This window comes from Arcanobacterium pinnipediorum (assembly GCF_023973165.1).
GTDB lineage: Bacteria > Actinomycetota > Actinomycetes > Actinomycetales > Actinomycetaceae > Arcanobacterium > Arcanobacterium pinnipediorum.
The window spans coordinates 1,293,831-1,315,997 of record NZ_CP099547.1 but is presented as its reverse complement, the minus strand read 5'-3'; the positions used below and the strand labels follow the sequence as shown (position 1 = coordinate 1,315,997).

Here is a 22,167-nt window from a genome sequence, read left to right as displayed (position 1 = left end):
TATGCTCATGTACGACTCTCGTGTTATGGAGACTGTCTTGAAGAAGAAGACGTTTATGCGCCCGATGGTAGGTGCAACCATTGCTTTTACCCTAGCTACTGTTCCGCATATGGCGTGGGCAGTCGATGATGTTGCGCCAGCTGATGATGCGCAGGCAGCCGATATCGTCGAACTGGACCTATATAATTTGACGGATATACACGGACATATTGAACGTGTAGAAAAGACGAACAAAGAAACTCAAGCTGTGAGCGTTCGTGAAGCAGGTCTAGCTGCTGTTCAATGTTATCTCGATGGCGTCAATACCCAAGGAAAGAATTTCACGTTCACCCTTCTGGGAGATAATATTGGCGCATCGCCATTTACCTCCGGTTCGCAAAAAGATAACCCTACGATTGAGGCGCTCAATGAACTGCCAGTAGTTGGCTCTACCATTGGCAACCATGAACTCGATCTCGGGCAAGAAGTCTTCAAAAAGCGTATTGATGGCTCTGCACCAGATGAATTTGTTAAGCTCAATTTCCCCTATCTTGGAGCCAACGTTAAGGGGATGGGCTCCTACACCGAAAATGGTGTCGATACCCCATACTTGAAGAACTACATTATTGCAGAACGCGCTGGTGTCAAGATCGCCTTTATCGGCGCGATCGCGCAAGATGTGCCATTCAAACTCAGCCCAGATACCACCAAGGGGCTAACTTTCGAAGATCCTATTGCTGAGATTTCCACCTTGGCAAAATCCCTCAAAGCTAACGGTCAAGCCGACGTCGTCGTTGCAATGCTTGACGATGATGTGAAGAACAACTATCCGAAGATGCCGGCTGAAGTCGATGTGTTGATGGGTGGAGATACCCACGTACCATACGAATTCGATCACGTGGATTCTGCAGTAACCCTCACATCAGCAAACCCACGTTTAGCTGGTATCGCATCGGGTTCCTACACCGATAATCTCGGTCTCGTTCGTTTGCAGTTTGATAAGACTGCAAAGAAGGTACTCAGCGCTGATTCCATTCTTATCCCTGCCGGCGACGTCGTTGGCGGTTCGGCGGCTGATTGTTTAACCAATTCAACCGCTGGGGCAGTCGTTGCCAAAGCCAAGGAAGCTGCAAAGGCGGCAGGTAACGTCGAGGTCGTTTCCGGTGTCACCGCCCAGTGGCGCCGCGGCGTGTTCTTAAAGCCTGGTGAAGATACGCCAGGTCCAGGATCCAACCGTGGCGTTGAATCAACACTCGGCAATCTTGTTGCTGATGCCATCCACGATCAAGTAACCGTTGATGGAAAGACTCCAGTTGATTTCGGTGTGGTGAACGCTGGTGGCTTGCGTGCCGATCTTATTCCAGATAACGGTGTATTGACCTACGCCGATACTTTCAAGGCACTGCCATTTTCTAATGAGCTTGGTTACTCGCCAATGACTGGCGCACAGTTCAAGCAGGCGTTAGAAAATCAGTGGAAAGAGAACCTCAACTCTCAGAATTCTCGCCCGATGTTGCGCTTGGGTACCTCGTCGAATTTGACTTACACCTATGATCCATCTCGTCCGATGAATGAGCGTATTACCTCGATTTTGCTCAACGGTGAGCCGATGGATATGGCCAAGACATACAACGTTGGCTCAATGACCTTCGTTCTTCAAGGTGGCGATGGCTACTTTGAGAAGGGTCTACCGGTAACTACCTTTGGTCAGCTAGACCGCGATGGTTTCAATGCTTATCTGAAGAAGGTCACTGGACCTGAGCTGAAGTCTGCTACCCTCAAGCGCGGTGTGGGCATTACTCTCCCAGATGCCGAGATTTTAAACAACGACTTCTCCATTGCGTTGCGTGGTCTATCGTTTACCGAAGGTGAGGGTATCTCACCGAAGGTGACAGTCAACCTTGGATCTGCAAGCCAGACGGTTGATGTTGATAACAACCTGCTTGAAGCCAATGCAGAAAACGCACAGTCGGTTATTACTACAGATGGTGCCGGTCAAGCCACTGCAATGTTCACAATAGTTGAGGTTTGTGGCGATAAAACTGGCATGCAAGCGTTCCCGGTGACTGCTGCTAACGAATTTGGTCAGCTGATCAAGGCAGAATCGAACTTAACCGTCAACGTAGATTGCGGTATGCCAATTATTGGTGGCGAAGATACCAACACCGATGATGATCACGCTAACACACCAGGCAATAGCCACGGTACGTCAGCAGATGATAACAAGGCCAACGATGAGATGAAGACCAAGCCTAGCCAGCCACAGGTTGTCGATACTCTCGCTAAGACTGGTGTCTCGCTCGATATCGTTGCACTTGCACTGCTAGCTATGCTTGCTGGTGTTGCGGGAGTAGCTATTTCTCGCCGTCAAGCACGCTAAGTGACGATGTAGTTTTACTATCTGTCTTAATCACCCACAGACCGCCCATGCATCGTGCATGGGCGGTCTTAGGTTCTTGACAAGGTAGATTATTGGGCCATGGCAAGATGGGAATGGGAGCAAAGATGATACGTTATCTAACGCACGTATATAGTTTTTAGAGTGTCGTTTTGCACGTGTTCAATCCCCTGCACGAGGTTTAAGTAGATAAAGTGAGTATCTTGTGGTGATTTTAGCTGGAATTATTGGCGTCGGCGTCGGAATTGTTGTTGGCGCTTTAGGTGCTGGTGGCGGTATTTTGGCTGTGCCGATTTTAGTGTATTTACTCCATCAACCGGCACACACTGCTACTGCAGAGTCGCTTGTGATTGTCGGTTTAACTGCCGCTATTGCGATGGTCACTCGGTGGCGTTATGTCCAATTTACTGCCGGTATCACCTTCGGTGCGGTCGCAATCGTAGGGGCGATACTAGGCTCGCGGCTGGCTCCGTTTGTTTCAGATACCGTCTTAATTGTCATGTTCGCCTTGATGCTGTTCGTGGTGGGGGTTGTGATGTTGCGCAACGGGATTCGTGCATTGCACCGAGAAAAGAAGGGGGTATCGCACGACGATACTGTTAAGCGCCAACCATTGTGGGCAGTTGTGATATCTGCGTTGGGCACTGGCATCTTGACTGGCTTCTTTGGTGTTGGTGGTGGATTTGTCGTTGTTCCGGTGTTGATTTTAGTTCTTGGTATTCCCATTCAATATGCGTCTTCGACGTCGTTACTTATTATGGTTATGACCTCGATCAGCGGGCTGGTTGCACGGATCGGAACGGGAATAGATATTGATTGGGCTATAACCTTGATATTTGGGGTATCGTCAATGCTGGGTGGTATGCTCGGTGGTCCGATTGCTCAACGCATGCGTTCGCAGTATCTGACGATTATTTTCGGGTGTTTACTTCTTGGTGTAGCTGGTTTCTCCCTAGTAATGAGTCTTTAGCGTCTACAACGCACAAAGTAAAGAGTTAGAACACTAACAATTTACGCAACGCATTTGTTGCTTAATTGCCGGTAAGCTGTAGACCTAGTTAGTCCTACGTTTAAGAGGAGTATTCGTGTCTAAGCATCGCGTCGTCGTAATTGGATCAGGGTTCGGTGGCTTATTTGCTACCAAAGAACTACGAAAAGCAGACGTATCGGTGACGATGATTTCACGAACCAGCCATCACCTGTTCCAGCCGTTACTCTACCAAGTAGCAACCGGTATTCTTTCTCCCGGTGAGATTGCGCCGACGACGCGCGAAATTCTTTCCCGCCAAGACAACGCTGAAATTTTGCTCGGGTTGGTTGAAGATATCGACGTCGAAGCTAAGGAAGTCATTTGGCGTTACCATCAGCGTCAAATGCGCACCTCCTACGATTCGTTAATTGTGGCTGCTGGTGCTGACCAATCCTATTTTGGAAACGATCAGTTTTCGCGGTTTGCACCGGGGCTTAAAACTATTGACGACGCTCTTGAAATCCGGGCACGTATCCTTGGTGCATTTGAACTCGCCGAGCTAGAAACAGACCCAGAAAAACGCAAAGACATTTTAACGTTCGTCGTTATTGGAGCCGGGCCTACTGGCGTTGAAGTGGCTGGGCAAATTCGGGAATTGGCATCCAAAACATTGCGCCGAGAATTCCGCAATTTTGACCCGCGCGAGGCACGAGTGATTTTGGTGGATGGTGCTGATTACCCGTTGCCGCCCTTTGGTGAAAGTCTTGGCAAACGCGCCCAGAAGGCGTTAGAAAAGCTCGATATCGACGTTATGATGGGGCAGATGGTTGTTGGCATGACCGATAATACTGTCACCTTGCGTGATCGATCCGGTAACGAGCAGACAATCTCTAGTATTTGTAAAGTGTGGTCTGCTGGTGTCCAAGGCTCACCGTTGGGCAAGAAACTAGCTGAGCGCACCGGCGTCGAACTTGACCGTGCTGGTCGCGTTCGCGTCAATCCCGATCTAACGATTCCTGGGTATCCAGAGATTTTCGTTGTCGGTGACATGATGAGTATTGACGGTGTTCCCGGTGTTGCCCAAGGCGCAATTCAGCCCGGCCGGTTTGCAGCGCGTACCATCAAGAATCGACTTGCCGGTAAGCCTACTGATGAGGTCTTTGTTTATAACGACAAAGGTTCGATGGCGACGATTGCGAAGTCAAAAGCTGTGGTGAAAATCGGGAAGCTAGAATTTGACGGTTTTATTGCATGGCTTGCGTGGTGTTTGCTCCACTTGTTGACGCTTTCGGGTTTCAAGACGCGCATTTCGACGTTAATGCGATGGACAATTAGCTATCTGTCTGCACACCGTTCGGCACGTTCGACGACGAATCAGCAGCTCGTTGGCCGTCTTGCATTAAAGGCGCTCGGCGAACATGCTTCAGGGCATTTAATTATGGGCGATGTAGATCCAGAGCCGTTGGCAAAAATTGCGCAACGGGCAGCTCAAGACCAGTTAGATGAGCAAGCGAAGAACGACGATGATCAACCAGATCACGTTGCACAATAGTTGCGGAAGAAAACTCTAGTTGTAACGATAGCACTGTGGCGGGTGAGCCTATGCGCTCACCCGCCACAGTCGGTTATGCAACGATAGGTGTTCTGGTGTTAGCGCAAGGCTAACTGGTTTCCGCGATATGCATTAAGCTGCGCTCAGATCCTAGTCGTTGATAAGATGAGCGCCACTGCTGGCGTGGGCAACGATAAATACCGGTTCGGGGAATCCGGCATCAAGATGGGCTTGGGCAATAGCGTGTGCAATGCTATCCCTATCGCTTTCCTTAATTAGTGCGATGGCAGATCCGCCAAAGCCACCACCGGTCATGCGTGCACCCAAGGCGCCGTGAGCTAGTGCGGTTTCGACTGCACAATCTAACTCAGGTGAAGAAACCTCATAGTCATCACGTAATGATTCATGAGATTGGATGAAGAGTTGGCCTAAGGTGGTGAAATCGCGTGCGCGTAATGCAGCGATAGCATCGCTTACCCGCATATTTTCTGAAACAACATGGCGCAACCGTTGTGCGATGACGCCATCGAGTCGGTTGACATCAGAAAGTTCAGCGCTGCGCAGCGAAGCCAAACCTAGTTCTTCTTTTGCTTGTTCGCACTGTGCGCGACGCTTTCCATACTGACCATCGGAAAGCGAATGTTTAGCGCGGGTATCAATAACGAGAAGGCACAGCCCAGCGTGAGTGAAATCTGCTGGAACATGCGTTTTGGTGTGTGCAAAGAAATCAATACACACAGCCTCGCCGCGGTTGGCGAATACGGAAACGGTTTGATCCATACCGCCAGTAGGTGCGTTAGCAACCTCATTTTCTGCTCGAATACAAGCGTCAACAAGATCCTGACGCTCGCCAGCATTTGTGGGTGGCTGAAGTGCAAATGCCATCGCGGCCTCGATAGCTGCTGAGGATGATAGTCCAGCACCCAGCGGAACGCACGAGACCACGGCTGCATCAAAGCCGCGCTCAATTCCTAACGACCATGCCGGACCACCCGCATAATTCACCCAAGATTGAGCCATACCTGGAACAATATCGCTAATCTTCCCACTCCATAACGCGCCCTGATCGGAGATCAGCCGAACAACGTCGTCGTCGCGATAAGACAAGGCGACAAAAGTTTTGTGGGGTAGGGCAATGGGTAAGCAGAGCCCGTCGTTATAATCGGTGTGTTCACCGATGAGATTGACTCGCCCAGGGGCACAACTAAAAACCTCGGCGTCCTTGGCAAAGGTGTCAGTAAACAGTTGGCTGACGCGAGCTTTGCCATCTGCTTCAGTCCACGGCTCGATAAAAATTTGCGACATCTTCGTCTCCCATAATGCTGTTGGTAGTGGCAGGTTTGGATGTGGTGCCACTTTCACGTAGAACACCCATATGTTACCAGCCAATGTAACAAAGGTGTTCACACTTAATGAACATTCGAAACTAAAATGAGCTGCTGATCGTTTGTTGGCTGTAAACCCGATACAGTGATAGTTATGATCACAGTTTCGAACCTCACTAAAGATTACGGTTCCCAAAAAGGTGTTTTTGATGTTTCCTTAGCGGTGCAGCCAGGTTCGGTATACGGATACCTTGGCCCTAACGGTGCCGGAAAGTCGACGACGATTCGCCATTTGATGGGGTTTATCAAGGCTGATTCGGGTACAGTGCGTATCGCGCAGCACGATTGTTGGACTGAGCAAAAGAAGATCCAGCAACTAACCGGTTATCTACCTGGTGAAATAGCATTCCCGCAGGCGATGAGCGGTTTAGCCTATCTCAAACTCACTGCACGCTTGCGCGCTATGAAAGATACCACGCGTATGAATGAGCTTTTGGAGATGTTTGAGCTCAATCCACGTGCGCCGCTCAAACGTATGTCTAAAGGTATGAAACAAAAGATCGCGATCGTTGCCGCTTTCATGCATCAGCCGGACTATTATTTACTTGACGAACCAACCTCGGGTCTCGATCCGTTGATGCAAGACCGTTTCGTTGAACTTATTGCCCAAGAAAAACAGCGCGGTGCGACCATCTTGCTTTCTTCGCATATTTTTGCCGAAGTGGAAAAGACGTGCGATTTTGTAGGTCTAGTTCGTGGTGGGCGGTTGATCACGGAGGTTCCTATTGAGGATTTCCGTGGAAATAAGCAATCTACGTATTCGATTGTATTTGCTACCAGAGGGGATTGCGCCCGTTTCCGCCAGGATTTTCCGGAGGCTCAAACCCAAGCGAGGAAAGCTACCGTGACGCTGAGCAGTGGGCGCCTCAATGAGCTGATGCATTCTCTTGCTCAACTTGATGTTGTTGGATTGCATGAAAATGAGCAAAGTCTAGAAGAGTACTTTATGGGTTTTTATGGAGAAGAGGCGTGATGTCAGTATCGTATGGCCGCTATGTTGTGCGCGAGAATATCAAGATTTTTACGATCATCACCCTTATCGTTATCGCGTTACTGTTGATGATGCTGTCAGTATTTACCCCGGAGACGATTAAATCCTTAGAGGCAATGGGAGATTCTCGTGCAGTGGGAGAGCTGCCTCAATCCTTGACCTTAACTGGTTTTCTGGGCAGTTTTTACAAGGTGTATGCAATTTTCATTCCTACCATCTACAGCATTGTGGTTGGAAATCGCCTCCTAGCCGATAAGATTGACCGCGGAACGATGGCTGGTTTCTTATCAACTCCTATTACTCGCCGTGAGATTACCATAACGAGCGCGCTGTATTTCATTATCTCGCATGTAGCCATGTGGACGATTATTGGTGGGGTAGGGGTGTTATCTGCTCATATCATGCAACCAGGAGAGCTTGACGTTGCAGCATTTATTGGGCTCAACATCGGCATTTTTACCTACCATATATTGCTCGCCGGGATTTGTTTTGCGGCCTCAGGAATCTTTAACTTCTCGCGTTATTCTTTGCTTGTTGGAGCTGGACTGGGTGTGGCTTTCTTTATTCTGAGCTTATTTGCCCAGTTATCCGAATCATTTGCGTGGATGCGTAAACTAACTCCGGTAACGTTATTTGATACCGATGCAATCATTGCGGGTTCGACGCCGGTTGCCAACCTTGTGGGGCTGGGTTTAGGTGGCGTTGTGTTATTTATTCTCGGCATCTTATGGTTCGATAGGAAAGATCTGCCGCTATAGCAAGTTGTTTTGTGAGCTAATTCCTCCCGTGTGTCTCAGATATTGAACGATCTCGAAGAATTATTCACTACCAGTTTGCTATTCCTTTAACAAACTCTATTCTTAGAGTAAGGAAATACTAGGACAGGCATCCACTGCCACCGAGACGAAAGGAAGTGCTTGTAGATGAACAACTCAGTTCTCTCACGCAATGTAGCACTTGTTACAGCGCTCAGCGGAGCATGTAACGTCCTCGTCTCAGTAATGGTTGGCGTTGCAAATAGCCTGCGAGTATCGGTTCCAGTCGCTCTTGGTGTAGTTGTCGATCAAGAGTCCACCTTGGTTCCGGAACGACTTATCAAGGGGTGCTAAACCCCGTCCTCAATTTTTATTGGACACCTTTTTTGGCACGAGTGTGCCAGTTCATTTCCTATTATGTAAAGGGATACCCTCATGTTCTCCAAGTCAACGAGATCTATTTTCTTAACCGGTTTTGCTCTGTTTGCCATGTTCTTTGGTGCAGGCAACTTAATTTTCCCACCGATGATCGGCGTCAATGCAGGTTCATCTGCCAACACCGCAATGGCTGGATTCCTTGTCACAGGTGTGGCGCTAACCGTCTTAGGTATGATCGCTGCTGGAACACTGCGCAACGGAGAAATCCGGATTGCCGATCGTGTTGGAACCAAATTCGGTATTGTCTTCACTACCGTTTTAGTTCTCATCATCGCAATGCTCTATGCCACTCCGCGCGTGGCAACTGTGAGCTTTGAAATGGGGGTAGTTCCATTTGCTGGCGACCATCAGCTCACACTCTTAATCTACACCGGCGCATTCTTCGCCATCTGTTACGCCTTGATCTTACAGCCCGCTAAAATCATTGACCGGATCGGCGTCTATCTCACCCCGGCACTCCTTATTTTGCTCGTTATCGTAGCTGTTGCTTCTTTCACGTTGCCTGACATGGACCACACTACTACCGAGGCATACGCACAATCGCCATTCACAACCGGTTTGGTTGAAGGCTATTTCACTATGGATTCACTAGCTGCCCTCATCTTTGCTCCAGTGATACTAAGTGCATTGGCAAATGCTGGTTTTAAGGGCAAGAATCTATATGGCGGGATGATCAAAGCCTCTATTATTGCCGGTATCTTGCTCGCTATCATCTATCTGGGCTTGCTCCACATTGGAGTGGTGGGCGAAGGAGATAATGGTGCTGCGGTTTTGACCAATGTTTCCAATGCGCTTTTTGGTCGTCCTGGGCAAATCATTTTCGGTCTTATCGTTTTTCTTGCCTGTTTAACGACTGCACTAGGATTGATGACTGCGTCAGTTTCCTATTTCCACAAGCTCGTTCCCCAACTATCTGAGCACACTTGGCTCGTTATCCACATTGTTGTTGCATTCGCACTGTCTAACTTGGGCTTGGATCTGATTTTGAAGTTGGTTGGACCTCTGACCCAGCTACTATACCCAATTACTATCGCCGTGATTGTGGTGGCTTTGATCGAGAGTTTCGTGGTTCACTCACGCTTGACCTGGACTTACCGCTTAGCAGCCTACACTGCCACTGTGTTCGCGATTCCAGAAGCTTTGCACACCACAGGTTTGAGTGCCTTCGGTTTCTTCCGCCCGATCTTGGATTTCTTCCCGCTAGGGAGTTTGCAAATGGCATGGCTGCTACCTGCACTGCTGGCTTTGGGAATTGGCTTTGCAATCGATAAGAGCCGCCCAATGGTAGCACTGTCGTTAGATTCCTAGGCACTAACGGACTACCACTGTTTAGAGTCCATATCGATCCGGTGGTTGGCAGCTCATGCCAACCACCGGACTTTTATCTTCGCAACGTTTTCTATCTCTCAATGTGATATGTGAAATAGACAGTTTTCAGGTTCAAACCGCAAGATAAAGCTATGTTTATTTTCGAGCCAGCACATATTGCGTCTTACCTGATCCCAGGCGAGACCTGTTGGTGTATGGCTCGTTTCTTGTGTTGCGCTGCTTGATTCCATAGTCGTAGCTTTTTATACACATTTCTCACGCCACCTCTGAGTTAAAGCGAGTGGTATCTCTTTTCCCTGATTACGGAAGGCTATTTATGTCTATCATCAAACAGATAAGTGCAGTTGCTGGAATCTCTTTGCTTTTGGCCGCATGTGCCAGCACGCCAAGCGCGACTCAAGATTCAGCCAGTGCAACGATGAATCTCTTAGAAAGCACTGAGCAAACAAAAACGATTTCTGTCGGCACGGAAGGTACGTATCGTCCATATTCATATACGGATAAAGACGGTAACCTTGTGGGTATCGAAGTCGACATTATGAAGTTGCTTGCAAAAGACCTTGGTGCCGACGTCAAATTTACAGTTGCGCCCTGGGATGGATTAATTGCTGGGGTAGACGCGGGTAAATACCCCGTCGTCATCAATAATCTTGCAGTTACCGATGAACGCATGAAGAAGTATGACTTCACTATTCCCTACACTCGTGATGTTGCAAAGTTTGCGGTGCGAGAAGATTCGCCACTGAAGTCAATTGATGATCTGAGCCCACAGATCAAAGCTGCCCAAAGCTCGACGTCGAATCTGGGGATGCTTGCAAAGGATACGTACGGGTTAAATATCGTTGCGGTTGACGGCTTCGTGCAAGCAGTGGATTTGGTGAGTTCTGGACGAGCCGATGTAACCCTCAATTCACTTGTTACTTTTAAGCTTTACCAGGAAGAAAACGGTGCGTCCCAGATTCGACTTCTTGACGGAGAGGTTGCAACGCCGAATTGCTGCTCAATTTTGGTGGAAAAAGGTCAAGATGAGTTTGTTGCGGCACTTAACGAGGCTATTGAGCGTCGGCTTGCAGATGGATCTATTGCTGAGATAACTCGTAAATATGTTGGCGAGGATATGTCGGCAAAGGTGAGCGTGCCGTGATACATGCTCTGGAATTGTGGGCGCAGTCTTTGCCCACTTTATTAGCAGCAACGATTTCGGTGACCTTGCCGTTAGCTGTTATTGCCTTCATTTTAGCTGTGATTATTGGCGCAATAATAGCAATTGTTCGTTTTGAACGTGTGCCGGTTTTAGCACAACTCGGTGCAGTCTATGTCTGGATTTTCCGTGGAACACCGCTTTTAGTGCAACTGTTCATCGTCTTTTACGGTTTGCCGCGTGCCGGGATTGTGCTTGATGCGTGGCCGGTGGCCATTATGACGTTATCGCTCAATGCCGGCGCTTATACTGCTGAAGCCTTGCGTGCTGGACTCAAAGCGGTACCGCACGGGCAGTGGGAAGCAGGTCAGTCGCTCAATTTAACGCATCGAAAAATCTTATGGTTTATCGTTGCCCCTCAAGCTTTCCGTATTTCAATCCCGCCGCTGTCTTCAGATTTTATTGATCTGGTTAAGGGAACTTCGCTTGTGTCTTCGATTACCTTGGTTGACGTCTTTTTGCGTAGCCAACAGTTGGCGGCGATTACGTTTGAACCGTTGCTGTTGTATGTTGAAGTGGCGATGATCTATCTGGTGATTAATTCGGTACTTACTGCTGGGCAACATGCGTTGGAGAAACGAACATCGAAATATGTGGAGGGGCGTTAATGTTGCATATAACTGATCTGTATAAGACCTACACCAGTAAAGACGGTGGGGAAGTAACCGCACTTGGCGGAGTGTCCATTGATTTCGATCCCCACCAAACGACAGCGATCGTTGGCCCATCGGGTTCGGGAAAATCGACGCTTTTGCGTACGTTAAATCTCTTAGAGATCCCCGAACGTGGCACGCTTTCGGTTACAGATCGTACGATCGATTTTTCCAACCGGATCACTAGTGACGATAAACATCTCATCCGCGCCCATTCGGCAATGGTTTTTCAAGATTTCCAACTCTTTGCGCATGTCAGTGTTCTCGACAACGTTACCCTTGGTCCTATTCAGGCGTTGGGCATTGCGCGCACTGAAGCTGTGGCGCGAGCCCGCGAGCTTTTAGCGAATGTGGGCTTGGCTGGGCGCGAAGATGCTTATCCATACCAGCTTTCTGGTGGTCAAAAGCAACGTGTGGCAATCGCGCGTGCACTTGCGATGCAGCCAGAATATTTGTTGTGTGATGAACCAACGTCTGCGTTGGATCCAGAGTTGGCTGCGGAAGTGCGCACCACTCTCCAAGATGTTGCCCGCCAGCAAACCGCGCTGATACTTGTCACTCACGATATGGGCTTTGCGCGCTCAATTGCTGATCGCATTATTTTCCTTCAGGATGGGAAAATAGAGTTCGACGGCGATACTCAGGCTTTCTTCGCAGCTCCTACTGAACGCATTGAACGGTTCTTGGATCTATTTGCCTAATTAGCATCGAATGTGACGGTGGCTCAAGACCACTACGTGGACTTGAGCCACCGTTGTATTTGGTAGCAACTAGAGCATCTTGTTTGATAGGTGCCAGAGATAATGGCCTACCGCAGCGAGGTATGTTTAATGGCGCGAATCCCCAACCATACGAGTGCGATGGTGAGAATGAGAAATGTTATGAGTGCGCCTAAACCAAATACTTCTGGTTGGCTATCTGTTTGAAGTGAATGAATTACGCTCGGTAGCATCGGCGTCCAGGTGAAAGTCAAATCAGAGATTCGTACCGATAGTGGCAACAACAATGTGCCAACAGCGCCCGCTATTTGACCAACGAGGTAGAGTCCAATAAAGCCTTTGGCGAGGTTGGTTGCAGTTGAGCCGGTGAACCGTCCTAACGAGCTTATACTCATGACGGCTGCGCTTTGGAGAATAATGCTCGCGAGTGTAAACAGAACATAAAATATCCCAATGATAACGAGCCACGTAGGAGTGCGTTCGATGAGCTCGGTGTAGGGCTGGAGGAATTGGCTCAGTGACATCTCGTTTTCCCATGCATTACTCAGCGCGAGTCCCAAAAACGCGAGCATTGAAAAACCCAGTGCACAAAGCTCAACGAGGAATGCAAAGACGGTTTTTGCCCAGAATAGTTCGTGTGGTTTTGCTGGGATCGTGTGTGTGAAATACCCGCGTTCACCAGACATCGTTTGCCAGTATTGGGCTGCCAAACCGATCAACAAGACCGCAGGCAGACCAAAGATGGTAGCTATCAACGTAAAATATGTTAAATGTGTGATGCCTGGAATATGTGGTAACGATAGCCCGAAAGAAACAACGGCGATAAGGCCAGCAGTGAGAAAAGTCGACGTTAGCCAGCCTTTTTGTGAGGTGAGCTCTTGGCGGAGAAGAAGTGCAAACATTAGAACAATCCTTTCCTGCAGATGCTATCGAGAGACATTGCGTATTCATCGCGTAAATCATCGACGTTGGCGTAACGAGCCACTTTGCCTTGGTTAATGAGGATGACGTCGTCAAGAATCGCCTCGACGTCGGCAACCAGGTGGGTGGACAGTATCATGAGTGCTTCTGGATTAAAATCGCGCAATATCCCCTGCAAAATAATACTTCTCGTTGCCGGATCTACTCCTGAGATAGGTTCATCGAGTAGGTAGATGCTTGCTTGGCGAGACATAACCAGCGAAACCTGAACTTTTTCAACCATCCCCTTCGACATTTCTTTGAGTTTTTTATCTAAGGGGAGTTCAAAATAGCGCAACAGGTCATGTGCTTTACTAACGTCAAAATCGCTAAAGAAACGTGCGTAGAGATTGCACGCATCACCAGCAGTGATAGTTTTGTCGAGGAATTGTGCTGTGGGGAGAAAAGCAAGAAGTTTCTTTGTTTGTGGGCCAGGTTCGTGCCCGCAAATACGAACTGTCCCTTCCCAATCGTTGAGCACTCCGGCTAAAATCTTCAGTAGCGTCGTTTTACCAGAGCCGTTATTGCCGATCAGTCCGATAACTTTTCCGGGATATAAGTCTAGGGTGAGGTTATCTAGTGCGGTAGTTGATGAGTAACGTTTGGTCAAGCCCTCAAGATGAATGAGGGGTGAGGTTTTCTCCATTATGATCCTTTATGCGTTGAAAGATTCTTCCAGCCCTCACGAATGAGTTCGATGGCTTCATCGGGGCCGATGCCAAGCGAAACCATCGTCGCAATATGGCTACTCGTGGCACGGGCTGCCAGTTCGGATCGTTTGCGGGCAATCTTTTGCAGATCGCTGGTTACGAATCGACCTTGGGTGCGTTCGGTGACGGTTAAACCCGCGGTATCGAGCTGGGACAGTGAGCGTTGGATAGTATTGGGATTGACTCCAGCATCTATCGCTAGCTCGCGGACGCTGGGTATTTGTGATCCAGCTGGCCATTTTCCAGTCACAATATTGTGACTGAAGGTATCAACTAGTTGAATCCAGATGGGGCGAGAGTCGTCGACAGACATGATCACCTCTGTGTCGCTGTATTAATACACTAATATAATCGCATATTGCGCTAACTGTGTCAATCGAATAATACACGCAGTGAAAATGCGTGGCGCTAGGTGCGACGACGACGTCTTTCTCTAACCCACCCCAAGATCTTCTCATCGGCAATCGTTACCAAAACCAATACCGTCAGTCCTACAACCGAGTAAGTAGTTTCATTGAAAAGGTCGGTCCAAGAAAGCGCAGTAAGAAGCAAAATGGACAGTGCGGCGGAATAGCTCATAATCGCAAACCACGCCCAGCGTCGTCGTCGAAACGTCAAAAACAACAAGACCCCAAAGACTGCAGTTAGTGTAAGGAGGGGCCATCCGTGTGGTTGAAAAGCTATGAGACGTGAGGAAGCGATCGATGCCAATAAGATAAGGAAAACCGCAGTGAACCACAGCGGAACTGGTGGCAACGCATGCGAGTGTGGAAGAGTTTTTGGCTCAGTGTAGGGCGAGCGGTGGCTAGCTTCGCGAACGTCGAGGATGGGAAGATGACCGTCGGTGATGATGAGGTCACCACCGCCATTGCGCGAATAGTATGAGGTGGAAAAATGTTCAATGATGTCTACATCGCACTTGGGATCGGCGTAGCGGATAGTGTCGATAACAAAATTACGTTCGGCGTCGATATCGGCATCGATGCGGTGAGTTGCTTGCAAGGTAAAGAAGTTTAATCCAACTGTGCGGTCAAAAGAAGCGGCGGCGACCCAATCAACTTTATGTCCACCAGGTAGCTGCCAGCCAGCAGGCACTCGCCAAAAGCGAATGTGGTGGCGCCGGTAGGTTGTTCCATCAACATCGCGCTGGAAACTGAAATTTTGTTTGCGTCCGAAAAGGTTAAGGTCAGAAACTGGAGCTTTTGGGTAAGATCTGCGACGAAGAGTCGATACGACGATCTCCGTCCCAGAGCGGATGTTGAGCGCATCTGCTTCAACCCAGCCCGCATGGGTGAGAGCGGCTTTAATATCGGATTCGCTGCCGGTAAACGCCAGATTGACCGGATCGCCTAAAACACCATCATTTGTTCGCGTTCTGCCAATGAAATAATCCGGAACATAAAGGTAGGTAAAAATTTGGTGCAGGCGCGGTAAGACGAAGTACGTCATCGCCGTCCAGAAAATAAGTAAGTTAATGATCCACGAGCCGTGCGTTGGGTGGAGGATGATAAGAACTATCAGCCAGCTAGCACTAAACAGTGCGATAGTAACGAAGGTGAAAATAGCAATACGGCTACCAGAGCGCCATCGTCGATGGGGGGAATCGATATTTCGAGAGATGTAGGCAGGGGGAACATCTGGGATGGGATAGTGCTCATGTGGATGGTAATCGTTTCCCGGTATGGCATCAGAATGTAGTGAATCGTTGATGTATTCCATCTGAACCATCCTCTGAATTTAGTGAGGTAAATAAATAATGTAATAAAGCAACTAAGTTACACGGCTAGTTTAGCAAACCGTGTAACTATCGTGCTTTCGTTTCGACGGGCCGACGGCGTTGGACGGAGTTTGGTGTGTGGTAAAGCTAATGTTTGAACATCTCGAACATATATATTGTTCAGTGGCGTACTACGATGGAGAGTATGAATATCAAGAAATTATCGCGCGTAATTCCAGCACTAGTTGCGAGCTGCGCACTCGCGTTGACGGGGTGCTCTTCTTCCGATTCAGCTGCCGAGAAAATGGATTCGGGCGCTCAAATGGACCAGCACAGTGACAAACCGGTTGTTTTGACGACGTTTACGGTTATTGCGGATATGGCTAGCCAAGTTACTGGCGATAAGATGACCGTCCTTTCGATCACTGAGCCAGATGCAGAGATCCATGATTACCAGCCAACACCGAACGATATTAAGAAAGCTGAAAAAGCTGATCTGATCTTGAATAATGGCTTGGGCTTGGAGCGTTGGTTCGAGCGGTTTGTTGCCGACGTCGATGCCCCACACTACGACCTTTCCGAAGGCGTGGAACCGATTGCCATTGCCGAAGGTGAATATGAAGGAAAACCAAATCCACACGCCTGGATGTCGCCCGATTCAGCATTGATTTACGTTGATAACATCGTCCGGGCAGTTTCTTCTATCGATAAAGATAATGCTGACTATTACAAAGATAATGGTGAAAAATACAAGAAGGAACTTGCCAGCGTCAAAGAGAATATGGAAAAGGAGCTCGCTTCAATCCCAACCGATCAGCGTGCTCTTGTCACCTGTGAAGGCGCATTTTCCTACCTGGCACGCGATATGAAACTTACAGAAAAGTACCTCTGGGGTGTCAATGCTGAAGGTGCCCTAACGCCTCAGCGCATGGCAGACGTGGAAAACTTCGTTAAGTCTTCTAAGGTTCCAGCCGTATTTTGTGAATCAACCGTAGATAACAAGATGCAGCCGGTTGTCGAAGCAACTGGAACACCGTTTGGGGGCGTGCTCTACGTCGATTCGCTCACCGATGCTGATGGCGATGTGCCAACATATCTTGATCTTCTGCGTTATGACGCAGAAACCATCACCAAGGGTTTGACTGGCAAAGCTAAGTAATTCCATTCGATGGTGAACCTCCGATAATACTTATGGTCGAGATGTCATGTTCGTTTGAGCAGACATTTCGGCCATAAGTATTACTAAAGCGGCACCAGAATGTGACCGCCAATCCCAATGTTCGTGACCTCGAACATTGAACTTCTTCCCAGATATACCTCATTTCTTGCATACGGTAGAGTAAAAGCCAGCATGAGGGATGCTAGTATCGCACATAAGGACGAATCGTGGATAAAGAGAATCTAGTATTGGACGTGCAAAACGTGCATGTCTCCTATGGTGAGGTTCGTGCATTAACCGGTATTAACTTTGCGATCGGCAGTGGCAAAATATGTGCCATAGTTGGCATGAACGGTTCGGGAAAATCCACATTCTTCAAGTCCATTATGGGCTTAGTTCGCTTCCAAGAAGGTGAAATAAAAATAGGCGGCCAGCGCACACTCCAAGCCCGGCGCGCAGGCAAAGTAGGCTACGTCCCACAAAACGAAGAAATCGATTCTCGGTTCCCGCTATCAATCTACGATGTAGTGATGATGGGACGCTACGGACTCATGGGACCACTTCGCCGCCCACGCGATATCGACCGCGAAGCAGTAGCCAACGCACTCGACGTCGTCGGCCTGACCGAACTTGCACAACGCCCCATCGGTGCACTATCAGGAGGCCAACGCAAGCGCGCATTCGTAGCCCGCGCAGTAGCCCAAGGCGCAGAACTAATGCTCCTCGATGAACCATTCGCTGGCGTGGATTACACCTCAGCAGGGGTTATCACTGACCTATTGCAAGATTTAGCAAAGTCTGGCACAACCATGTTAGTTTCTACCCACGACCTGACCACGATCCCGGATTTTGCTGACGAGGTAGCATTGCTCAATCGACGCATCGTGGGGCGCGGTGAACCGCGAGCAACTCTCAACGCAGACAACCTAAAAGCTGCGTTTACCCAACCCAGCATTTTGGCCCAGGAGGCACGTCCATGAGCGCAACTTGGTTTTATACCACCTTCATTGAGATGTGGACTCACACGTTTATGGTCCGCGGTTTTGCAGTCACCGTTCTAGCCGCATCAGTATGTGCCCTGCTCTCGTGCTGGCTCGTCCTAGTAGGCTGGTCGCTGATGGGAGATGCGCTCTCACATGCCGTAGTTCCCGGCATCGTCATTGCCTATATTTTGGGTTTCCCATTCTCCATCGGCGCCTTTGTTGCTGCACTGATTTGTGTGGCACTGATTGCGATGATCCGCAACGGCTCCGGGCTCAAAGAAGACACAGTGATGGGAGTCGTCTTTACTTCAATGCTCGCCCTAGGGTTAGTGTTAATTTCACTCTTCCCCAGCCAGATCCATCTCCAACACGTTATCTTCGGAGATCTGCTAGGTATTACCCAAGCTGATCTCTTGCAAGTAGTTATTCTTGCGCCTCTTGCCGCACTGATCGTAATCATAAAACGCCGCGACCTAACGTTATTCGCCTTCGATCCTATCCATGCCAGTGCCATCGGATTATCAACCAAGCGGCTATCTGCCCTACTATTGACCTGCCTTGCAATGACGGTTGTGGTAGCGATGCAAGCAGTTGGTGCCATCTTGATTGTGGCCTTATTAATCACCCCAGGCGCCATCGCATTTTTAATGACACACTCATTTAAGCGCATGCTCTGGATTGCCCCGTTAATGTCAACATTGAGCGTGACAATTGGAATCTATATTTCCTACTGGTACAACATGGCATCTGGCGCGGCAGTAGTTTTAGTACACGGGATCGTGTTCACCATCGTCTATATATTCTCCCCGCGCGGCATGAACATCATGCGCCAGATCGCTATTGTTACGCGCCGGCCCAAGAAAGTTACGCCTGCCCGTTCCACTCGTTAATAAAGTTGTCGACGAAGGAGCGCATGCGCTCATTTCGCAACTCCCCAATACGTTTTGCCGCATCGGTATTCAAGGCATCAGTGAGCGTAAAGAGCTTTTCATAGAAATGATTAATGACGCTAGTATGCTCACGATACGATGATTCATCGCCGAGAGTGCGCACTGGCAGGTCCGGATCATAGAGCACGTCCCCGTGCTTGCCGCCATAGTAGAAGGCGCGGGCAATCCCGATAGCACCAATAGCATCGAGGCGATCAGCATCTTGAACAATTTGCCCATTCCTGCTTAGCTCATGGCGAGCGCCGATGTTCTTAGAAAAAGATATATGGTCAATAATGTCGAAAATTTCCGCAATATCGTTATCAGAGATTGAAATAGAAGCCAAGAATGCTCTAAGATTCGCGCGCGCAATTACAGTGTCGTCCACAACCTTCGGATCGATCACATCATGAACATAGGCGGCGGTGAGAATAATATCCGGATCAATATCTGCCCGATCTTCTTGGGCAATAATCAACTTACACAACCCGACCACGCGATGAATATGATCCATCCCGTGACCGGTGCGATCAGCGTCGTAAATCCGCTTGACGTATTCGCTCACCTTAGCGATATCGATACGAGACATCATTTTCCTAACCTAGAAAACACCCCAGAGCCCAAGACGGCCCGATACTCTAGCGGCTTCATTGGCGTCCGAAACCTTGCTGCTTACTCCTACGATAACAAGTACGCTCGTCGAAGCGGACAGTTACACGGCTCATTTCGATTTCGTGAGCATAGTCTGCTAAGTGCGACGATACGACGACGTATCTGCGTTTCGTACACAAAATCCACGCGGTGCTCAGGCTCACAAGTTCACTGATAATGGACTATCTTCGTTTTGCGTGGTGCGCTCGCGTATAGTAGATGGTGAATTGTTACGGCTTTGCGCCGTCCTACCAGCACTACGTTAAAGGTATAACTATGACTGAAAATTCTCGCTTTGAGTTAAATAAGCAACTTGCTCAAATGCTTAAAGGCGGCGTTATCATGGACGTCACCAATGCCGAACAGGCTCGGATTGCCGAACAAGCAGGTGCGAGTGCAGTTATGGCTTTGGAGCGTATCCCAGCAGATATTCGCGCAGCCGGTGGCGTTTCGCGAATGAGCGATCCACGGTTGATTAAAGAAATCCAGAACGCGGTATCGATCCCAGTAATGGCGAAAGTGCGTATCGGTCATTTTGTTGAAGCACAGATTTTGCAGGCATTAGAAATCGATTACATTGACGAATCAGAAGTCTTGTCGCCAGCCGATAATGTTTTCCACATTAACAAAACTGATTTCGACGTCCCATTCGTATGTGGCGCGAAGGATTTGGGCGAAGCATTACGTCGCATCGCTGAGGGTGCTTCGATGATCCGGACCAAAGGCGAGCCCGGAACCGGTGATGTGGTTCAGGCTGTTACCCACATGCGTTTGATCCAATCTCAGATGCGTAAGGTTCAAGGTTTGCGCGCTGACGAACTTTTTGAAGAAGCAAAGCAGCTAGCTGTTCCCGTTGAATTGCTCCGGTACGTACACGAGAACGGAAAATTGCCAGTAGTTAACTTTGCTGCTGGTGGCGTGGCCACACCCGCTGATGCTGCATTAATGATGCAGCTTGGTGCTGAAGGCGTCTTCGTCGGTTCTGGAATTTTCAAGTCTGGCGACCCAGAAAAGCGTGCCCAAGCAATCGTTAAGTCGGTGACTAATTTCAATGACGCGAAACTAATTGCAGAGCTTTCCGAAGATTTGGGTGAAGCCATGGTTGGTATCAACGAATCTGAAATTGATCTACTTATGGCCGAGCGCGGTAAGTAAAAGCTGCGCGCAACACGGCGGTAAGTAAAAGCTGCGCGCAACACATAAGTGGCAATCTTTAGATCATCCAGGTATCGGCACACATGCCGATACCTGTGATCATTGCGAAAAGGAAACAACGATAACTATGGTGAAAACTGTTGGGGTGCTAGCCGTACAAGGGGCATTCATCGAGCATCGCCGTCGACTAGAACAGCTCGGGTTCGAAGCTGTGGAACTGCGAAACGGCGATGATGCTCGCCGTGATTTCGACGGCCTGGTTTTGCCCGGTGGCGAGAGCACAGTTCAAAGCAAACTTTTGCGCGAACTCGACATGTTTGAACCCCTCGCACACAAACTAGCCGATGGATTACCCGTGTTTGGCACCTGTGCTGGTCTGATTCTCTTAGCTCAGCAGGTCGCCAACGGACCGGTGGCTGGAGTCGAACATGCCGCACCGACGTCGTCCCATGTTGCAGTTGCTGGTTTTTCTACTATGCCGGTGACTGTTGTTCGCAATGCCTACGGCCGTCAACTCGGGAGCTTCCATATTGCCGATGGGAAGTTTTATGGGGGAGAAGCTGGAGCTACGGGCAAGGAAACGCAGATTCCTATGACGTTTATTCGCGCGCCTCATATTGCTGAGCTAGGTGAGGGAGTTAAGGTGTTAGCCGCCTTGCCAGACGGAACTGCGGTAGCAGTGACGTATCGGAACCAGCTTGGGGCTACCTTCCACCCAGAACTCGATGAGGATATGAGCATCTACACTACGTTTGCCCAGATGCTCTAGGAGCTATTGGACTTAGGGATGCTTGAGGTTGCTTTTTGGATTCCTTGAGGTTGCTTATCGGGTTGCTTGAGGTCACTTCTCGGGGAAGAAGACGTCTTCGATTCGTTGGTTAAAGACGCGTGCGATATCAAAAGCAAGCGGAAGTGACGGATCGAAATGTCCCTTCTCAATAGAGATGATAGTTTGGCGACTAACTCCGAGTTGCTGTGCCAGATATTCTTGAGACCAGCCGTTTTCTTTACGTAACTTCGCCACCGTATTCTTCATTTCAGTGCTCGCATACGTTGGATAGCATAGCAGGCTATGAGAGCGAGAATGCCTAAGGAAAAGATTATTGCTAAGTAGAGGGTAGCGGTGTGATGCTTATAAAGACTCGAAATGGCAATACCCCAACTACTAGCGATCATCACGGTGAAGAATCCTACTGATGTGGCCTTAGAATGCCAGGTGTTTTCGATGCTTGCTTCGGGCTTGGCGATAGCGCCAGCAATAGTTGTACGATCCACGATGCTAACCCAGATAAGTCCGGCAAATACAAATCCAGTTGTTGTTGAGAAGACGGCAACATATAGCCAGATGTTGTCTGTATCCGATCTCAAGTAGGCCCATAATGCTCCGAAAAGAGCACCCATTGACAGGCCAATCGGTACCGCGATTCCCAGCGCAGGTAATCGTTTATGTTTCGTGTATCCCCATGTAGATTTATCTGGTTGGGACATACTGGATCCTTCCTCCTAGATGTAAAATAAACTTTACATTCGGGT

At 48.9% G+C, this 22,167-nt stretch carries 23 protein-coding genes; 15 read left to right on the top strand and 8 right to left on the bottom strand.

What is annotated here, in order from left to right; genetic code table 11:
* The first annotated feature begins 25 nt into the window (after positions 1–25).
* The 3 genes from NG665_RS05860 to NG665_RS05850 all read left to right on the top strand — a co-directional run bounded on the left by NG665_RS05860 (position 26) and on the right by NG665_RS05850 (position 4,899).
* Positions 26–2,359: a bifunctional metallophosphatase/5'-nucleotidase gene (locus NG665_RS05860; protein WP_252672763.1), complete on the top strand. Its 2,334-nt coding sequence runs from the start codon at positions 26–28 to the stop codon at positions 2,357–2,359.
* Positions 2,360–2,585: 226 nt separating this feature from the next.
* Positions 2,586–3,347, top strand: coding sequence for a sulfite exporter TauE/SafE family protein (locus NG665_RS05855; RefSeq protein WP_252672762.1), 762 nt, complete (start codon positions 2,586–2,588; stop codon positions 3,345–3,347).
* A 115-nt stretch (positions 3,348–3,462) separates the two neighbouring features.
* Entirely contained in the window at positions 3,463–4,899 is a 1,437-nt protein-coding gene (locus tag NG665_RS05850) for an NAD(P)/FAD-dependent oxidoreductase (RefSeq protein WP_252672761.1), read from the top strand.
* Positions 4,900–5,049: 150 nt separating this feature from the next.
* On the opposite strand, the gene galK is transcribed toward NG665_RS05850, so the two are convergent.
* On the bottom strand, positions 5,050–6,204 hold the full coding sequence (gene galK, locus NG665_RS05845) for a galactokinase (RefSeq protein WP_252672760.1): 1,155 nt from the start codon (positions 6,202–6,204) through the stop codon (positions 5,050–5,052).
* A gap of 174 nt (positions 6,205–6,378) precedes the next feature.
* On the opposite strand from galK, the gene NG665_RS05840 reads away from it, so the two are divergent.
* From NG665_RS05840 to NG665_RS05810, 7 genes are all read left to right on the top strand, one after another.
* Complete coding sequence (locus tag NG665_RS05840) at positions 6,379–7,257, top strand: ABC transporter ATP-binding protein (protein ID WP_252672759.1); 879 nt, start codon at positions 6,379–6,381, stop codon at positions 7,255–7,257.
* Positions 7,257–8,033: an ABC-2 transporter permease gene (locus NG665_RS05835; RefSeq protein WP_252672758.1), complete on the top strand. Its 777-nt coding sequence runs from the start codon at positions 7,257–7,259 to the stop codon at positions 8,031–8,033. Before NG665_RS05840 ends, NG665_RS05835 begins: the two co-directional genes overlap by 1 nt.
* A gap of 165 nt (positions 8,034–8,198) precedes the next feature.
* Entirely contained in the window at positions 8,199–8,384 is a 186-nt protein-coding gene (locus NG665_RS05830) for a hypothetical protein (protein WP_252672757.1), read from the top strand.
* Positions 8,385–8,465: 81 nt separating this feature from the next.
* Positions 8,466–9,776 carry a branched-chain amino acid transport system II carrier protein gene (gene brnQ, locus NG665_RS05825; RefSeq protein ID WP_252672756.1) on the top strand — a complete coding sequence of 437 codons (1,311 nt, stop codon included), beginning with the start codon at positions 8,466–8,468 and terminating at the stop codon, positions 9,774–9,776.
* A 337-nt stretch (positions 9,777–10,113) separates the two neighbouring features.
* Positions 10,114–10,941 (top strand): transporter substrate-binding domain-containing protein, encoded by an 828-nt coding sequence (locus NG665_RS05820; protein ID WP_252672754.1) that lies wholly within the window; start codon positions 10,114–10,116, stop codon positions 10,939–10,941.
* Positions 10,938–11,606, top strand: a complete 669-nt coding sequence (locus NG665_RS05815; protein ID WP_252672752.1) for an amino acid ABC transporter permease — start codon at positions 10,938–10,940, stop codon at positions 11,604–11,606. The genes NG665_RS05820 and NG665_RS05815 overlap by 4 nt, the downstream gene beginning before the upstream one ends.
* A complete protein-coding gene (locus NG665_RS05810; RefSeq protein WP_252672750.1) occupies positions 11,606–12,352 on the top strand; it encodes an amino acid ABC transporter ATP-binding protein in 747 nt (248 codons plus the stop codon). The genes NG665_RS05815 and NG665_RS05810 overlap by 1 nt, the downstream gene beginning before the upstream one ends.
* A 107-nt stretch (positions 12,353–12,459) precedes the next feature.
* On the opposite strand, the gene NG665_RS05805 is transcribed toward NG665_RS05810, so the two are convergent.
* From NG665_RS05805 to NG665_RS05790, 4 genes are all read right to left on the bottom strand, one after another.
* Positions 12,460–13,272: a hypothetical protein gene (locus NG665_RS05805; protein WP_252672748.1), complete on the bottom strand. Its 813-nt coding sequence runs from the start codon at positions 13,270–13,272 to the stop codon at positions 12,460–12,462.
* A complete protein-coding gene (locus tag NG665_RS05800) occupies positions 13,272–13,976 on the bottom strand; it encodes an ABC transporter ATP-binding protein (RefSeq protein ID WP_252672747.1) in 705 nt (234 codons plus the stop codon). The genes NG665_RS05805 and NG665_RS05800 overlap by 1 nt, the downstream gene beginning before the upstream one ends.
* On the bottom strand, positions 13,976–14,353 hold the full coding sequence (locus tag NG665_RS05795) for a GntR family transcriptional regulator (protein WP_252672746.1): 378 nt from the start codon (positions 14,351–14,353) through the stop codon (positions 13,976–13,978). The genes NG665_RS05800 and NG665_RS05795 overlap by 1 nt, the downstream gene beginning before the upstream one ends.
* Positions 14,354–14,448: 95 nt before the next feature.
* Positions 14,449–15,759: an LssY C-terminal domain-containing protein gene (locus NG665_RS05790; RefSeq protein WP_252672745.1), complete on the bottom strand. Its 1,311-nt coding sequence runs from the start codon at positions 15,757–15,759 to the stop codon at positions 14,449–14,451.
* 203 nt (positions 15,760–15,962) lie between these two features.
* On the opposite strand from NG665_RS05790, the gene NG665_RS05785 reads away from it, so the two are divergent.
* The 3 genes from NG665_RS05785 to NG665_RS05775 all read left to right on the top strand — a co-directional run bounded on the left by NG665_RS05785 (position 15,963) and on the right by NG665_RS05775 (position 18,789).
* Complete coding sequence (locus tag NG665_RS05785; protein ID WP_252672744.1) at positions 15,963–16,916, top strand: metal ABC transporter substrate-binding protein; 954 nt, start codon at positions 15,963–15,965, stop codon at positions 16,914–16,916.
* A gap of 227 nt (positions 16,917–17,143) precedes the next feature.
* Positions 17,144–17,896 carry a metal ABC transporter ATP-binding protein gene (locus NG665_RS05780; protein ID WP_252672743.1) on the top strand — a complete coding sequence of 251 codons (753 nt, stop codon included), beginning with the start codon at positions 17,144–17,146 and terminating at the stop codon, positions 17,894–17,896.
* Positions 17,893–18,789, top strand: a complete 897-nt coding sequence (locus NG665_RS05775; protein WP_252672742.1) for a metal ABC transporter permease — start codon at positions 17,893–17,895, stop codon at positions 18,787–18,789. The genes NG665_RS05780 and NG665_RS05775 overlap by 4 nt, the downstream gene beginning before the upstream one ends.
* Here the strand turns inward: NG665_RS05775 and NG665_RS05770 are convergent.
* Entirely contained in the window at positions 18,764–19,420 is a 657-nt protein-coding gene (locus tag NG665_RS05770) for an HD domain-containing protein (RefSeq protein ID WP_252672741.1), read from the bottom strand. The genes NG665_RS05775 and NG665_RS05770 overlap by 26 nt on opposite strands.
* 335 nt (positions 19,421–19,755) lie before the next feature.
* On the opposite strand from NG665_RS05770, the gene pdxS reads away from it, so the two are divergent.
* Positions 19,756–20,634: a pyridoxal 5'-phosphate synthase lyase subunit PdxS gene (gene pdxS, locus NG665_RS05765; protein WP_252672739.1), complete on the top strand. Its 879-nt coding sequence runs from the start codon at positions 19,756–19,758 to the stop codon at positions 20,632–20,634.
* A 127-nt stretch (positions 20,635–20,761) separates the two neighbouring features.
* Entirely contained in the window at positions 20,762–21,403 is a 642-nt protein-coding gene (gene pdxT / locus NG665_RS05760) for a pyridoxal 5'-phosphate synthase glutaminase subunit PdxT (protein ID WP_252672738.1), read from the top strand.
* A 72-nt stretch (positions 21,404–21,475) separates the two neighbouring features.
* Here pdxT and NG665_RS05755 read toward each other — a convergent pair whose 3' ends face one another.
* Positions 21,476–21,670, bottom strand: a complete 195-nt coding sequence (locus tag NG665_RS05755) for a helix-turn-helix transcriptional regulator (RefSeq protein ID WP_252672737.1) — start codon at positions 21,668–21,670, stop codon at positions 21,476–21,478.
* Positions 21,667–22,122: a hypothetical protein gene (locus NG665_RS05750; protein WP_252672736.1), complete on the bottom strand. Its 456-nt coding sequence runs from the start codon at positions 22,120–22,122 to the stop codon at positions 21,667–21,669. The genes NG665_RS05755 and NG665_RS05750 overlap by 4 nt, the downstream gene beginning before the upstream one ends.
* Positions 22,123–22,167: the final 45 nt, after the last annotated feature.